The organism is Bradyrhizobium sp. KZN70725 (assembly GCF_055264925.1).
In genome coordinates, this window is the sequence record NZ_JBUYWT010000097.1 from 1 (window position 1) to 15,019 (window position 15,019).

The 15,019-nt window shown below is 61.9% G+C and carries 17 protein-coding genes and 1 pseudogene; 16 read left to right on the top strand and 2 right to left on the bottom strand.

The genetic code is table 11. From position 1 onward, the window contains the following. Positions 1-18: 18 nt before the first annotated feature. Positions 19-477: a pilus assembly protein TadG-related protein gene (locus tag ACZBJS_RS40200; RefSeq protein ID WP_463440139.1), complete on the bottom strand. Its 459-nt coding sequence runs from the start codon at positions 475-477 to the stop codon at positions 19-21. A 157-nt stretch (positions 478-634) separates the two neighbouring features. Between ACZBJS_RS40200 and ACZBJS_RS40205 the strand changes: the two genes are divergently transcribed. The 16 genes from ACZBJS_RS40205 to ACZBJS_RS40280 all read left to right on the top strand — a co-directional run bounded on the left by ACZBJS_RS40205 (position 635) and on the right by ACZBJS_RS40280 (position 14,750). Then, positions 635-1,261: a beta-barrel domain-containing protein gene (locus ACZBJS_RS40205; RefSeq protein WP_463440140.1), complete on the top strand. Its 627-nt coding sequence runs from the start codon at positions 635-637 to the stop codon at positions 1,259-1,261. Between the two features lie 874 nt (positions 1,262-2,135). Then, positions 2,136-2,351 carry a Flp family type IVb pilin gene (locus ACZBJS_RS40210; protein WP_028334082.1) on the top strand — a complete coding sequence of 72 codons (216 nt, stop codon included), beginning with the start codon at positions 2,136-2,138 and terminating at the stop codon, positions 2,349-2,351. A 91-nt stretch (positions 2,352-2,442) separates the two neighbouring features. After that, on the top strand, positions 2,443-2,658 hold the full coding sequence (locus tag ACZBJS_RS40215) for a Flp family type IVb pilin (protein ID WP_057017077.1): 216 nt from the start codon (positions 2,443-2,445) through the stop codon (positions 2,656-2,658). A gap of 72 nt (positions 2,659-2,730) precedes the next feature. Next, a complete protein-coding gene (locus tag ACZBJS_RS40220; RefSeq protein WP_463440141.1) occupies positions 2,731-3,237 on the top strand; it encodes an A24 family peptidase in 507 nt (168 codons plus the stop codon). 1 nt (position 3,238) lies between these two features. Further along, positions 3,239-4,210, top strand: a complete 972-nt coding sequence (gene cpaB, locus ACZBJS_RS40225; protein WP_316396125.1) for a Flp pilus assembly protein CpaB — start codon at positions 3,239-3,241, stop codon at positions 4,208-4,210. Positions 4,211-4,221: 11 nt separating this feature from the next. Then, entirely contained in the window at positions 4,222-5,412 is a 1,191-nt protein-coding gene (locus ACZBJS_RS40230) for a CpaE/TadZ family protein (protein ID WP_463440142.1), read from the top strand. Further along, positions 5,409-6,854: a TadA family conjugal transfer-associated ATPase gene (locus ACZBJS_RS40235; protein ID WP_316396123.1), complete on the top strand. Its 1,446-nt coding sequence runs from the start codon at positions 5,409-5,411 to the stop codon at positions 6,852-6,854. Before ACZBJS_RS40230 ends, ACZBJS_RS40235 begins: the two co-directional genes overlap by 4 nt. Further along, the gene (locus tag ACZBJS_RS40240) at positions 6,854-7,780 is read left to right on the top strand and encodes a type II secretion system F family protein (protein WP_253587250.1); all 927 of its coding nucleotides are present in this window, start codon (positions 6,854-6,856) and stop codon (positions 7,778-7,780) included. Before ACZBJS_RS40235 ends, ACZBJS_RS40240 begins: the two co-directional genes overlap by 1 nt. Beyond that, the gene (locus ACZBJS_RS40245; RefSeq protein WP_092090357.1) at positions 7,777-8,682 is read left to right on the top strand and encodes a type II secretion system F family protein; all 906 of its coding nucleotides are present in this window, start codon (positions 7,777-7,779) and stop codon (positions 8,680-8,682) included. The genes ACZBJS_RS40240 and ACZBJS_RS40245 overlap by 4 nt, the downstream gene beginning before the upstream one ends. An 18-nt stretch (positions 8,683-8,700) precedes the next feature. Beyond that, positions 8,701-9,336, top strand: coding sequence for a methyltransferase family protein (locus tag ACZBJS_RS40250; protein WP_463440143.1), 636 nt, complete (start codon positions 8,701-8,703; stop codon positions 9,334-9,336). 6 nt (positions 9,337-9,342) lie between these two features. Next, a complete protein-coding gene (locus tag ACZBJS_RS40255; RefSeq protein WP_316396120.1) occupies positions 9,343-9,816 on the top strand; it encodes a hypothetical protein in 474 nt (157 codons plus the stop codon). Positions 9,817-9,824: 8 nt separating this feature from the next. After that, positions 9,825-11,147: a pilus assembly protein TadG-related protein gene (locus ACZBJS_RS40260; protein ID WP_316396118.1), complete on the top strand. Its 1,323-nt coding sequence runs from the start codon at positions 9,825-9,827 to the stop codon at positions 11,145-11,147. Beyond that, positions 11,147-11,557, top strand: a complete 411-nt coding sequence (locus ACZBJS_RS40265; RefSeq protein ID WP_225648937.1) for a TadE/TadG family type IV pilus assembly protein — start codon at positions 11,147-11,149, stop codon at positions 11,555-11,557. Before ACZBJS_RS40260 ends, ACZBJS_RS40265 begins: the two co-directional genes overlap by 1 nt. A 394-nt stretch (positions 11,558-11,951) precedes the next feature. After that, positions 11,952-13,625 (top strand): type II and III secretion system protein family protein, encoded by a 1,674-nt coding sequence (locus tag ACZBJS_RS40270; protein ID WP_463440144.1) that lies wholly within the window; start codon positions 11,952-11,954, stop codon positions 13,623-13,625. Positions 13,626-13,637: 12 nt separating this feature from the next. Continuing rightward, on the top strand, positions 13,638-14,042 hold the full coding sequence (locus tag ACZBJS_RS40275) for a hypothetical protein (RefSeq protein ID WP_463440145.1): 405 nt from the start codon (positions 13,638-13,640) through the stop codon (positions 14,040-14,042). A 291-nt stretch (positions 14,043-14,333) separates the two neighbouring features. After that, positions 14,334-14,750, top strand: a complete 417-nt coding sequence (locus ACZBJS_RS40280) for a tetratricopeptide repeat protein (protein WP_057017283.1) — start codon at positions 14,334-14,336, stop codon at positions 14,748-14,750. Positions 14,751-14,924: 174 nt separating this feature from the next. On the opposite strand, the pseudogene ACZBJS_RS40285 reads toward ACZBJS_RS40280, so the two are convergent. Further along, a pseudogene (locus ACZBJS_RS40285) lies at positions 14,925-15,019 on the bottom strand (IS5/IS1182 family transposase); the annotation flags it as partial.

Below are 15,019 nucleotides of genomic sequence, written 5' to 3' on the forward strand. Positions count from 1 at the left end.
GCTCGCGCCAGAGCCCGTTCACGAAGGTCTTCTGAATAGGGTCGCGTCATCCATGCTGGCCCCCGTTCTCCAGCACGGAGTTTGAATCAGAAATCGCTCCCGCTGGGAATCCCGATTCTGCGAAAAAACAACACGCTCTAGCTGGCATACAGGTCGTGCCCGTCGCGCTTTTTCCTGGAACTTAGACCCACCCCGCGATTGCTTAAGGCTCTGGTTACCGTATCGCGCCGCAACCGCCTTGGCTTCGACATCGTAGTTTGAGCTGTTGTTGGTCGCAGCCGCGAGCGCGGCCGCATCGGCCGCGTTTTGCATGCCGCGCGTCCTCATGGACCAGTTCGAAACCTCAAAGCCGATACCCAGGGCTCCGATCAGAGGAACGAGCAGGACACCCATGATCACATTGACGGCGCCGCAATCATCCGAGCGCAGGCTGCGGATATGAAAAAACATCGAAGAAACGGCCACGACAATCCACATTGATCATTCACGAGGACCGGAAAGCACAAATCAATGCTTCACCCGTTATACAAAACCATTAAGGGAATGCGTATTTTTCCCGGAATAAGGATGCAACGAATCTTCAGTTGCACTCAGAAACTGGAGTGAATTCAAGTTTGTTTGCTAAAATCTCCCAATGTCCATGCAACGGGCCCCACGGACATGTAAGGCCGATGATGTCTGCGCGAAGCGCCGACCACGCTACAGCCCGCGAACCCCGGCAGCAAACTCGATCTCGATCGACCCGTCGCGGTGGACCGGCGCGACGGGACCAGGCGTTACGCCGCAGTCCGGGACCACCCTCGCTGGTACGAAGCCCAATCGTTGCCGAGGGCGCGTGGTTGGCCTCAGCGTGTTTTCGGTGGGAGGCGTGATCCAGCGCAGTGACAAAATCCTCGACATCGTGCCCGACGAGGATTCGTTGACGATCGAAGCGCAGGTGGTGATCGAGGATATCAGCGACGTGCATCCGAACACGCGCGCGGAAGTTCACCTAACCGCCTACAAGCAGCGGATCGTCCCGATCATTCATGGCGACGTCACTCAGGTCTCGGCGGACCGCTTGACGGATCCCAAGACCAACAATCCCTACTACACGGCCTGCGTTCGGATCGATCAGGACGAGCTGGCGACCATGCCCAACATTCGTCTTGATCCGGGAATGCCGGCAATGGTGATGATCCAGACGATTCAACGAACCGCATTTGATTACATCGTGGGGCCGCTCGTGATGTCGCTCAATCACGCGTTCCGGCAGAAGTGACCGCAACGAACGACCTCTCAATGCTCCCGGTCGGTGTAGCAGCGGGGCTGGGCAACCATGGCCCCTGAGCTGATCAAAACTCATGACACGTTCGGTGATTGCCAAAACGGGCAGCGTGATCTGGGGGGAGAACATCCGCTGTGCGCTGGTTATTTGACCTCTATCTTGCGTGACCTGCCCGCGCATCAGGCCGCTGAGGAGAAGGCGGAGCCGGACCGCGAGTCCGGCAGCGGTCAGCCTGAACGGCGCGCGCGGAATGCCGCGGCGCGGTCCCGGATCAGATTGCGCCGGCCGAGCGAGGGCGTCCGGCGAGATCAAGGCGAACGGAGCCCGCGCGGCCGCTGCTGCCGTTTCCCGAATTGCTCGACCGGGAGAACGCCCAGCGAAAGGCGTTGGCAGGGCAAGTCCGGGCAAGGACAATGTCCCTACTCGAGCGAAACATGCAGATCCAGAAGCTTCATTCGCAGCTCCTCGATGAAGGGCGCAGCAGGCATCGGCCGCGCCAGCCGACGCGGGCTAGTCGCCGCTGGCGGTCACCCAGTGGCGGCAACTGCAAAATGCCGTGCCGAGCCGGCCCGGAGAGCTGGGCAAGCGCCCGCGCCGATCTGGGCAGCGCCGGCACCGTATTCGCACGGAGCAGCCGAACTGAAATGTCGTGAAATGTCGAAAGTCCTACAATTTAAGGGGTTTCGCGCATCGTTGTCGGAGCGCCTCGCCGAGGAGTAGGTGCGCGCCGCTACGCCGGTAGGGTTAATAAACGATTACCAATCGACAGTTTTCTCGCGACGCATTATAAGAAAATGCTAGTTGGCACCCGGATTTTGCCCCCCGCCAACGTATTGCGTAAATTTCATCGTAAAAGGGATATTTTCCTATGTTGAAGCTGTACATCCAGACTACCGAAGCCTTCAAGCGTCTGCGCTCGGACAAGGACGGCGTTGTGTCGTTCGAGTACGTGATCGTCGCCGCTTGCATCGTGGCCGCCGTCTCTGCTGCGTTCGGTACGGGTACCGCCAGCGGCATCGGCTCGGTTCTGAACGCCTCCATCACCACGATCGCCAGCAAGGTCGCCACCGCAGTCTCCGCTTAACTCCGGATGTTGAATGCTGTTGGCAGATTCTTTCTGTCAACAGCGGTCAACCGGATTGCGATGTGCGCGAGCCTTAAGGAGGCTTTCTCCTATGTTGCAGTCATATATCAAGGTCACAGAAATATTGAGGCGTTTGCGCACGGACAAGGACGGCGTTGTGTCGTTCGAGTACGTGATCGTCGCCGCCTGTATCGTCGCCGCCGTTTCCGCAGCGTTCGGTACGGGTACCGCGAGTGGCATTGGCAGTGTTCTGACCACCTCGCTCACTTCGATCGGCACCGCGGTTGCCAACGCGGTTAGCGCCTAAGTCCAGAGGGACGGCGCTCCGGAGGGGGGCATTATTTTTTGCCCCCCGCCATTTTTCTAAGGCGATTATTTCATGAATTGGATTGCGTCCACGACCTTGTGTCTGGAAATCGCATTGTTGTTGTATGTCGCAACGATCGATATCGCGACACGGTTGATCCGAAACGAAATTTGCCTGGCGCTGGCGTTCCTTGGGATCGTCGGCCAATTGGCCAGTCCGATGCAGATCGGCCAGTCGCTGATCGTTGCCGCAATCCTGTTCCTGGCGCTCTTCGTGATTTACCTGCGGGGAGCTATCGGCGGTGGCGACGTCAAGTTGCTGGTTGCCCTGGCGATCGGTCTGCCGCTGACCGGCGTGATTCAACTGTTGACGGCAACTGCGCTGGCCGGCGGCGTTCTGGCCGCGGTGCATCTGATGATGCGCCGTCTGCCCCAACCGAGACTGGCGCCCGCCGGATCATCGCTGATGCGCCGGGTCTACGCGGTCGAGCGCTGGCGTCATTTGCGACATGCACCGCTTCCCTACGGGGTCGCCATCGCATGCGGCGGTATCTGGGCCATTTTGAGCAAAGGAATTTGACATGTCGTCCGCTCTCCGTGTCTCGATCATCATGGTGCTGCTGCTTGCGGCTACGGCGCTTGGAATGATCGCCTACAGCATGAACCGACCCGCAGATCCGGTCGTTGCGCAGGCAGTCGAAGAGAAGCCTGCGCCTGTGCCTGCGGCCGCGACGGTCGGCTACTTTGTCGCGACACGCCCGCTCTCGAAGGGAACGCTCGCGCGAGACGAAGATTTCGCGGTGCGCCAGACAGCACCGAACCGTGTCCCTGCGGGGGCGATCCTTGAAACGCCTGACTCCAAGGCCGGGTTGCCCGGTTCGCTGGTTCGCAAGTTCGTCGAAGCCGGCAGCGCGATTACACTGGACGACATCCTGCGTCCGAAGGATCGCGGCTTCCTTGCCAGCGTCCTGGCGCCGGACAGCCGCGCCATCAGCATCAAGGTCGACGAGGAGACCGGTGTGTCCGGTCTGATCAGGCCGGGCGACAATGTCGACGTGGTGCTGACCCAGGTGTTCGAGAAGGCCGCGCCGGTGAAGCGAGCCGTCAGCGAAACCGTTCTGTCCAATGTGCGCGTGATCGCGATCGACCAGGAAATTGCGCAAGGCGGCCGTCCGATCACCAATGCCGTCCCGGGCAAGACGGCGCAGACCGTGTCACTGGAGCTCAAGCCGGATCAGGTCAAGAAGGTGGCCGTCGCAAAGCAGCTCGGAACGCTGTCGCTCGTCATCCGCGCTGCGGCCGAGCAGTGGGGCAAGGCCGACACAAGCGTAACGTCCAGCTGCGACGTATCGCCGGAGCTGGCGCGCCAGAGTGCGATTGCCGGCCAGAGCACGACGGTCGCGATCTATACCGGCAGCGAGGTCAAGCAATACTCGGTCAGGAGACAGGATCTTGACGACGACGCCCGCGCGGGCTGCGACGTGCCGTCCGAACTCGATCGTCAGACCACAGCGGCAGCGAGTGACGTCGGCAAGGGATCGGAGAAACGTTGATGAGTGCGAACATGGCAGTGGTGGAACAACCCGAAGAGACGACGTCTCTTGTCGCGCGCAACCGCATCGTCTGCTTCGTCAATGACGAACTGAGCGCGGCAGCCCTCCGCAAGGGTCTCGACGGCAGCAATCTGGTGATCCGGCGCGGCACGATCCGTCATGCGACACGCATGCTCGAGACCGACACCGATCTGTACGCGCTGGTGACCGACATCAGCGGGATCGATGATCCTTTCACTGAACTGGAACGCCTCGCCAGTGTCTGTCCGCCCGATGTGAAGGTGGCCCTGATTGGAGACAACAGGGAGATCGTCTTCTACCGCGAGCTGATGGAGATCGGCCTTGCTGAATACCTGCCGACGCCGATCACCAGGGATATGGTGCTCGACCAGCTGCGTCCCAAGCTGATCGGCGACGCCGCGCCGGCCCAGAATGACCGCGGCGGGCACGTGGTGTCGATCTGTGGCGCGCAGGGCGGCGCCGGAGCGACCAGCGTCGCGATCAACCTCGCGCTGCAACTGGCCGAAACCACCAAGGCCAAGGTGGCGTTGCTCGACCTGCATCTGCAGGGCGGCGAGACCGCGGTGATGCTTGGTGTTCGTCCTGGACCCGGCCTCCGCATCGCCCTTGAAAACCCGATGCGGGCCGACACGCTGTTTCTCGAGCGTGCGGCGATCGAGGTGAACGATCGGGTCTGCCTGATTTCCGGCGACGAGGAGCTCGATGCGAAGCTCGACATCACCGAAGCCGGCGTGCGGCACGTGCTGGGCCTGCTCCGTCAGCGGTTCAACTACGTCGTTGTCGATGTGCCGGTGCCGTTCCCGGCATCGATCTATCCGGTCATTCAGATGTCCCGTCATGTGCTGGTGCTGTTGGAGGCCGAAGTCACCGGCCTGCGCAATGCCCACGCGCTGCGCAACGCCGTCACCAACATCGCGGGCAAGGATCGCGTGTTTACCCTGCTCAATCGTGCCGACCGCGCCGGCGGTCTGCCGAGAGCAACGATCGTCAAGGCGCTGGGCGCCGAGCCGGACATGGTGATCCCGGATCTCGGCAAAGGCATGACCCAGGCGGTCAACCTCGGCGTTCCGGCTCTGAAGCACGTATCCGGTCTGCGGCGCCACCTTGCCCCGATCGTACGGGAAATCACCGGCGTCGGTGCCAAGAAAAGCGCCGGGTGGAAGAGGTGGCTCGGGCTATGAAAAAGTTCGGCAGGCGCGCAGACGAAATGCCAGTGCGGATGCCCGCAGCGGTGCCGGACGCCCCGGCAGCGACACCAAGCGCGCGGCCGGCGCCGCCACCCTTGCCGTCGGCGGAACCGAGCGTGGCGTCACCGGCGTCCAGCCTGTTTGCATCGGCGCCGAAGCATGAAGAACCTGCGACGCACCATCCGGTGATGTCGGCATCCCTGCGCGAACGCGTCATCGAGCAGATCGAGCCGTCGGTGGCCGCGACCGTTCCCCGCGACGTCCTGCGGCGGCAGATCGAGGAAATCATCCACGGCATCGCCAACCAGGAGCGGCTGGAGCTGTCGGGCCGCGAGCAGCTCTTCCTGGCGGAGGAGATCGCCGACGACATGACCGGCTACGGGCCGCTGCGTCCGCTTCTGCTCGACGAGACGATCAACGACATCATGATCAACGGGCCGAGCAACGTCTATGTCGAGCGGGCCGGCAAGCTGGAGCGGGTTGCGGTCCGTTTTCGCGACAACGACCATATCGCCTCGGTCGCACAGAAGATCGCCTCGCAGGTCGGCCGGCGGGTGGATGAATCCAGCCCGATGGTCGACTGCCGTCTGCCGGACGGCAGCCGTGTCAACATCATCCTGCCGCCGCTGGCGATTCATAGCCCCTGCATCTCGATCCGAAAATTTCCGAACCGGCGTCTGAACATCGCCGGGATGATCGAAAACGGCTCGATGACCGCCGCGCTTGGGCAGCTGCTGGAGATCGCCTCCCGCTGCCGGCTCAACGTCCTGGTCTCCGGAGGCACCGGTTCCGGCAAGACGACGCTGCTGAACGCCTTGAGTCAGTTCATCGACCATAGCGAGCGCATCGTCACGATTGAGGACGCGGCGGAGCTGCAGCTTCAGCAGCCGCACGTGATCAGCCTGGAGACCCGTCCGGCCAGCCTCGAGGGCACCGGCCAGGTGACGCAGCGCGACCTTCTGTGGAATGCACTTCGTATGCGTCCGGACCGCATCGTCGTCGGTGAGGTGCGCGGCGCCGAGGCGTTCGACATGCTGCAGGCGATGAACACCGGCCATGACGGATCGATCTCCACGGTGCACGCCAACAGTACCCGCGACGCGCTGACGCGCGTGGAGAACATGGTGCAGATGGGGCAGGTCAATCTGCCGTCGCGCGCAATCCGCTCCCAGATCGTCGCCGCCCTGGATCTGATTGTGCAGGTCGAGCGCATGCGGGATGGCCAGCGCCGCATCGTGCAGATCAGCGAGGTGATCGGCCTCGAGGGCGAGGTGATCACCACCAACGACATCGCGTTGTTCGAGTACAAGGACGAGGATGTCCAAGGGCGGATATCCGGCACCTACCGCTCCACCAATGCGGTTCCGAAGTTCAAGAGCCGCCTCGTCTATTACGGGCTCGATCGGGCCTGGGCAGAAGCGATGAGGCACATCTGATGTCGACGCCCTTGATCATCGTTCTGGTGCTTCTGTTGTGTGCCGGGGCAAACACCCTCTGGCTCGACGCACGACAGAGACGAATGGATCGCCAGCTCGAGATCGCGCTGCCGACGGCTGAAGCCGCAGCCTTGGTCTCCATCCGTCGTGCGGCCAAGACGTCGCGTTGGCGCGCGCTCCAGCGCTTCGCCAACTATCGCCCCGATATGGTGTACGTCGTGCGGCCGGTCTATGTGCTGCTTGCAGGGGGAATGGCAGCGGCGGGAATTCTCTACGTCAATGGATTCCTGCGGTTCCCTGGCTCCTATGGAGCCATTGCGGCTGTCGGCGTCGCCATCCTGGTCGTGCGCGGTCTGTTCGGATGGCAGCAACATCGCTTTGCAAACCAGCTCTTCCAGCAGCTTCCCGATGCGGTCCAGCTGGTGACGAGTACTGTCCGGTCCGGATTGCCCGTCCACGAAGCTTTTCGCACCATCGCCCGCGAGATGCCGCAACCGACATCCGGGCAATTTGCCATCGTCTGTCATGAATTGAACCTGGGCAGGTCGCCCGAGGAGGCCGTCGAGGAGATCTATCAGCGAACGCAGGTGTCGGAGTATGCGATGTTTGCGGTAACCCTCGCGGTGCAATTGAAGACCGGCGGCAGCCTGGCGGAAACGCTGCAGACGTTGGGCGAGACCGTGAGTCAGCGGGTTGCGCTGGCGGCGCGTGCGAAGGCCTTGGCCGGAGAGGTCATCTTTTCATCGCGTGCGCTCACCTGTGCGCCGGTCGTTATCGGCGGGCTGCTTTACCTGATCAATCCGCAGTCGGTCGACCTGCTGTTGTTCGATCCGCAAGGAAACGTGCTGCTCGCTTATGCGGCGTGCTCGGTCCTGATCGGGCATTTCGTGATCCGTTGGATGGTCAGAAGGGAAACCACCCTATGACGGCTGTTCTCGGTTTTGCCACGCTTGCCGTCGCGCTCGCGGCCGCGACCTTCCTGCTGCTCATTCGCGAGATACATCTGCGCACCTTGGACACGCGTGTCTCGAATGCCGTGCTGGGCATCTCCGATCGATCGAATTCGAAGGATCTGATCGGTTGGCTTTCATCGGTCGGCATGCGCTACAGGCGCTACTACGCCCAGGAAAATCTCGACCAGCTGAGGATGGTTCTTCAGTCGGCAGGGTTCAATCACTATCGAACCCTGCCGATCTGGATCGGCTTCAAGACGGTCAGCACATATGTGTTGCCGATCGCGGCTTTCTCCATTTCGCAGATTCTCGGACGGCCGTTCAGCGACGTGATGATCTTCACGCTGCTTGGCCTGGCGTTTGGAATCATGATTCCGCGCCTGATCTTGCTGGTCGTGAAGCGACGTTTCGATGCCGCGATCCGGCTCGGTACGCCGGACACCATCGATCTTCTTGTGGTTTGCAGCGAAGCCGGCATGGGCCTGGAGAGCGCGATTGAGCGTGTGGCGGAGGAGATGCGGGAGACCAATCCCGCTATCACCCACGTGCTGCGCGGTCTTCTCGATGATCTCCGGATCCTGCCGAACCGTGCCGACGCGTTCGAGAAGCTTGCGTCCACGTCGGAGGGCCTCCGTCGCTTCGGCACCATGGTCAGCCAGAGCCTGCAATATGGCACGCCGCTCAGTCAGGCGCTGCGCAGCATCGCAGTCGACCTGCGCCGCGAACGCATCACCAAGCTCGAGGAGCGGGCGCACAAACTGGGCGCCAAGCTGACCGTTCCGATGGTGCTGTTCCTGCTTCCGGCGATGTTCGTCATTCTGGGCGGAAGCCCGTTCCTTCATTTGATCCGTACATTCTCCAATCTCGGTAATTGAGCCATGAGCGCAGCTGCAATGAGTCTTTCGACGACCCTGGCCTACGATCGGGCGACCCGATTCCTGGGCAGCGCATGGTTCCTGCTGTTGGGACTTGCCGTGACGACCAATCTTGCGAAGACGGGGCAGCCTTGGCCCTCGCTCGTCTCGAATTTCCTTGTCGCGGTGTTTTACCTGATGCTGGCGCTGCTGATCCTGATCCGCGGGCCCGCAAAGGCGCAGGCCGAAGGCCTGCTGCCGAGGATTGCAGCGTTCGTCGGCACCTACTGGCCATGGACAATCACGTTTTTCGAGAAGACCGACGGCGCATTGCTGAATTTGTTGTCCGCGGTTTGCGTGCTGACCGGCATGATCATGATCCTCGTGACCGTCCGCCATCTCGGACGGTCGTTCAGCCTGGTGCCGCAGGCGCGTTCGGTGGTGCAAACCGGGCCGTACCGGTGGATCAAGCATCCGCTCTATCTGTCGGAAGAGATCGTGTTCCTCGGTGTCGTGCTGCAGCATCTGAGCTGGATGACCGTGGGCCTGCTGATTCTGCATATCTGCATCCAGGTCTGGCGAATTCACTACGAGGAGGACGTGCTTCGGCGCACGCTTCCTGAATATTCCAGCTACGAGGCGTCGCGCTGGAGATTGATTCCCTATGTCTGGTGAGCGGCCATGCGAAGCTGGAAGAGCCGTGTGAGCGGCAAGCGTTCCCTGATCGCGGATCGACGCGGCGCCGTCGCGTTCGAGATGCTGTTCGTTTTCGCTTTCCTGTTCCTGGTTATTTTGCTGCCGCTTGCCGACCTCGCGCTGGCCGGCTTTCAGTATATCCAGGCGCTTGCGGCGCTGCGCGGGTTTGGACAATCCATCCAGTATTCCCCGCCGGGCGACGTTACGAACGCGTCCAGTTGGGCGGCGGCCGCGCTCGCTAAGGCCGATTCCCGTTATCCGATCCCCAGCATCCAGCTGATCTGTGGCGAGAGCAATGCGGTCTGCGATTCGACCAATTCTGATCCGTCCCAGCCGAAGTACTACGTGTATTCAACGACGATCACGCTGACGCCAATGGTGTTGAGGTCGGCGATTTGCACCAGCACCAATACCAATCCTTGTTCGTTCACGCTGACCTATTCGGAACGGTTTCAATGAGGTGTTCCATGCGTAACGTGCTTCATTGCCGTCGCGGCTCGGCCGCGTTCGCAACGGTGATTGCGTTGATCCCGTTGATCGGGATGATGGCGCTCGGCGGTGAAGCCGGGTCGTGGTACGTCACCCAGCAGCGCGCCCAGGGTGCGGCTGATGCGGCTGCCTATGCCGGCGCCTTGCGGCTCGCGTGCGACAGCGCCCCGCAGCCGGGCACGACCTGCAACAACACCCAGACATACGATTACCGCGGCAAGCAGGCCGCCGCTCAGAATACGTTCTGCAATTCCGGCGACACCGCCTATCCCGGCTCCAGATGTGTGGCGACCAGCGGCGTCACGCGGACCGTCCAGGTCGCCTCGCTGACGTCGTGGAACGGGGTGGCGGGGACATACGTTCAGGCCACCATCAGCCAGCAGCAGCCGGGATATTTGGCTCAGGTGCTTGGCTTGTCGACGGTCACGATCGCCGCGACGGCGGTCGCCAAGCTCGATAGCTTGGCGAAACCTCCATGCGTGTTGGCGTTGAAGGACCCCGTTACTTTCCAGGGTAGCGCTACGGTATCGTCAGCAAACTGCGGTATCTCGTCGGACAGCAGCGCGTCGAACGCGATCGGCTTCATCGGCAATTCGGGCATCTCGGTGAATGCGCCGAGCTACACCGTCGGCGGCTGCTCCCAGACGGGCGGAAGTCAATGCACGGGCGTGCAAACCTATCAGCAACCGATCCCTGATCCCTTAAGTGCGGTCAACACGGCACTGTCCACGTTGAAGACGTCAAATTTCGCGAGCAACGTCAACAACGCAGCACCCCAGCCATATGAGACATGCAGCTGTTACAATACCAATCCGTCGTTCAGCCCCACCACTGTATTAAACGGCACGTACTATTTTTCGGGGAACATTACTATCAACGGCAATCCGAACATCACGGGAACGGCTACCTTGATATTTTTCGGAGCTGGTACATCGCTCAAATTTACGGGGAATCCCACGATCCAGCTCACGGCAATGAAGGCGCCTACGGGACCGTCCGTATTGTCAGCATCGGTCAAGGCCCTGATGACAGACCTTCTAATCTACGACGGTGAGGCCTATTCGAAGCAAGGCGTCAATATCAGTGGCACTTCGACCAGCTATTTCAATGGCACGGTCTATATCCCGAATGCACCAGTTACATACGGAGGCAACAGCTCGTCGAGTGCCCCCGGCACCGGTTGCTATCAGGTCATAGCCTACGCGGTGAGTTTCCAGGGCAATACGAGCCTGGACAACAGTAAGTGTTCGTCGGATGGGGCAGCAAGGCCCAACGTTCAAACCGTGCGCCTGGTGCAGTGATGAAAAGGCTCGACCAGCGCGGGGTCGCCGCTCTCGAGTTCTGCCTCATCGCCGTGCCCTTGTTCACCCTGATCTTCGCCGTGTTTGATTTCGGACGCTACGCGATCACGATGCAGTCGCTGCGCCTGCTTGCGGATGCCGGCGCCCGGGCGAACATGATCAGCTGCTACTCGCCCGCCGTGCTGGCGTCCAATTCACCATCCACCTGCACCGGTGACTATCTGACGCTTGCGCAGAAGCAGGCCGTTGCTCCCTTCCTGTATGGCGCCAGTCTCACGCCGACGGTGACCACGACGGCAGGCGCCTCGGCGCTGACGGTGACAGCATCCCTATCGGGCTTTGCCATGATCATGCCGATCTGGGGCACGTCCCTCAACGCGCCGAGCGTGTCGACCACGATTCCCTTCTGAGCAGAACCCGATTCGGCGAGGCTGATCGGCGGCGCCGGCTTGGGCGGCCGGCGGAGCGGCTCGGCCCGTTGGGCGGCCGGGAATAGCCCGGGCGGGCTATGGAAGTGGTGCGCGCTGGCAACAACGGGGAGTTTTCTCCCGCGTTGCCGCAGCCGGGCGGACCTCTCTCCTTGCAATCGAGGCGCGTAGCGGGGGATGATCTACCAGCCGCCATTAGCGGCCTTGCGACCCGGGTGAGTACTCGGTGCGCGGGGAAATGGGAATTTTCGCGAGTAACGATTTGTAGTCGGACAGACTGTAAACTCTACGGCGTGGTGGACGAACGGGAGTGATCGGGACGCCGAGGTCGTAGATTTACGGGGATCGTCGCGGAGACGCGGCGAAGGGGATTGGCATGATGGGAAGTCGCGTTTCGGTTGATGCGGGACTTGGGCTGGTTGCCTTGAGCGCGATGGCGTTTGGCGCTGCGATCGCCCTGTTTCATTTCGCCGATCCTGCTGCCGCCGCCGACCGGCGGGCGCCGTCGTCCAGCGGCGTCTTCGTCAGCGAGATGAGCGACGTCCAGCGCGTCAGGGTGACCGTCAACAAGTCGCGCACCTTCAGGGTCGATACGGCGTTCTCGTCGATCATCGCGGGCTCGCCCGATATCGTCGACGTGAAGTCGCTGAGCGACCATCTTATCTACGTCCAGGGCAGGAAGACCGGCACCACCAACGTCATCCTGTTCGACAGCTCGATGAAGCAGATCGGCATTCTCGATGTCGAGGTGACGCTCGATATCGGCAATTTGCAGCAGAACATCCAGTCAGGCACCGGCACACGCGGCATTCGCGTGTCCTCCTCCGAAGGGCAGGTGGTGCTGAGCGGAATGGCCGCCGATGCCGTCGCCGCCGAGCGGGCGATGACGATTGCCCAGGGCAGCGTTCCCAAGGACGCCATCGTGGTCAATGCTATGAGCGTTGCGGCGCCGCAGCAGGTGATGCTCGAGGTACGCTTCCTCGAGGTCAGCCGCGAGGCCGGGCGCGATCTCGGCGTGAATCTTTATGCAGCAAACGCCAACGGCACTAATGTTGGCAATACCGGCCTCGGCGGATTTACCGGTATAGGTCGAGTGCCGATCGGCGGCGTCACTCACACCAATCCAACGGGCAATATCAACCGAATTGATCCCAACATTGCCGTAGGGGCGACGCCCACTGGCAGCCTTCCGGTGCTTCAGACGGTGGGATCGCTTATTGGTTCCGCCGGCGGCGTAGCCGCGCCCCCGTTCGGAAGCTTGTTGACGAGCATTCTTCGAACCAGCAGCGGCGGTTCGGTAGATCTTCTGATTACCGCACTGGAAACCAAAGGACTGGCCCGCCGGCTGGCGGAGCCGAATTTGACCACGCTGTCGGGCGATGCTGCGCGATTCCTGGCAGGTGGCGAGATTCCGGTGCCGGTCGCCTCGTCGCCGGTCCCGGGCGCGCTGCCGACCGTGAGCATCGACTACAAGAAGTTCGGCGTCGAACTGGCCTTCGTGCCGACCGTGCTGTCGCGCGGAGTGATCAATCTCCGCGTCGAGCCCTCGGTCAGCGAGCTTGATTTTACGAACGCGGTGAGCATCGCCGGAACGACCATCCCGGCGCTGACCCGCCGCGACGCACGCACCACGGTCGAGTTGCGCGACGGCCAGAGCTTTGCCATCGCCGGTCTGCTGCAGACCCGCAACCGGCAGGATGTCTCGCAATTGCCGTGGATCGGCTCGGTGCCGGTGCTCGGATCGCTGTTCAGCAGCAAGTCGTATCAGCAGCAGGAAACCGATCTCGTCATCATCGTGACGCCGCGCCTGGTCGCGCCGGCAGCGCCCGGTCAGCAACTGGCATCGCCGCTCGACTCCCGCCTGCCGGCCAACGACGTTGATTTCTTCCTCAATGGCCAGATGGAAGTTCGCAAGCGTTACGACGACTACGTCAATTCCGGCGGCGACGTGAAGGGACCCTATGGTCACATCATCGCGCCGAACGCCGTTGTACCGGCTCCGCCACCGGCCGTCGGTGCGAACCAGCCGGTCGTGAAGACCTTGAACTAGGGGAGGCGGGAGATGACCATCCGATATCTGGCTTTGCTCGCACCCTTCCTGCTCGGCGGCTGCTACGGCGTTTATGGGCATGACGAGATGGACCGCTACGTGCAGCGGTCCGACACCATCACGATGAGCGCCGGCAACGCCAAGGAAGTCAACGCCGCCACCCACACGATCCATCCGTGGCCGGCCTATGTCGGCGATCGCAGGATCGCCTACGACGCGCGGCGCACGGGCACTGCGATAACGCGCTATGGCACTCAGCAACGCCCGCTGGATCAGCTTCCCGACATGGGCGATCCGACCAAGGCGATGGGCCAGCCGCCGCCCGTCACGACGATTCAGAACGTCAACACGACCGGATTGGGCGCAGGGACCGGAGGATCGGTGGCCGTCGGGGTCGGAGGCGGAGGCGGCAGGTAATGTCCTTGCAGCGTCGGCCAGGTGCCGGGGCAGGGATTCGGAAGGGAAATGCGACGTTAGGTTTCGGCGGACCTCGGTATTTCGGTCGTGCCGTCTGTTTTCGTAGGTAGTTTTGCGATGGATCTTCGAATGGTGCAGGGGCTGCGCTGGACTTGGGGAACGGGGCGAGGATTGCATCGCCTCGCACCGGCGTTGATCTGTTGCGGCTTGGCGACCGGCCTTGGGGCCTGTGACTACACGACGCGGGAGGCTGCGATCGTAGCCCCCGTGGATCCGCCAGGCGGCGACCCCGTGCAGGAGCCGACCGACGTCAAATACTATCCCTCCGACGAACCGGTGCGGATGGGGCTCGAGCACTACAACCGCGGCAATTACGGAATCTCGCAGCGCTATTTCAAGGAAGCGGTCGAGAAGGCGCCGAAGGACGTGACGGCCTGGGTCGGGCTCGCGGCGAGCTATGACAAGTTGCGCCGCTTCGACCTTGCCGATCAGGCCTATGCGCAGGCGATCCGGCTTGGCGGCGAGACGGTCCAGATCCTCAACGATCAGGGCTATTCCCTCATGCTGCGCGGCAATCTGAACGGCGCGCGGCGGAAGTTCGAGAAGGCGTATTCGCTCGATCCGGGCAACCCCGTCATCGCCAACAACCTCGAGCTTCTCAACGGCAGCCGGAAGTTCATCGAGCGTCCGCCGAACAATCAGCCGTAGGTTGACAGCGGTTCACGAGCCTCTGCACGATTTCTTAGGGGTATGATAATACCCAATTTTGCCCGACGCCTCGAGTTGCCGGGTCCGCCGGCTCCTTTGCATGGGGTTGTTTTCGATATTTTGGCAGCTCGCCCCTGCGACTTGACCTCGCCACGATCTAGGCGGTGTGGACAGTTATCGCAGCCATAGGACGATGGCTGCGAGAGTGATGACGGCAAGGTAATTTCGGGCGGTCTTTTCGAAGCGGGTTGCGACGCGGCGGAATTGCT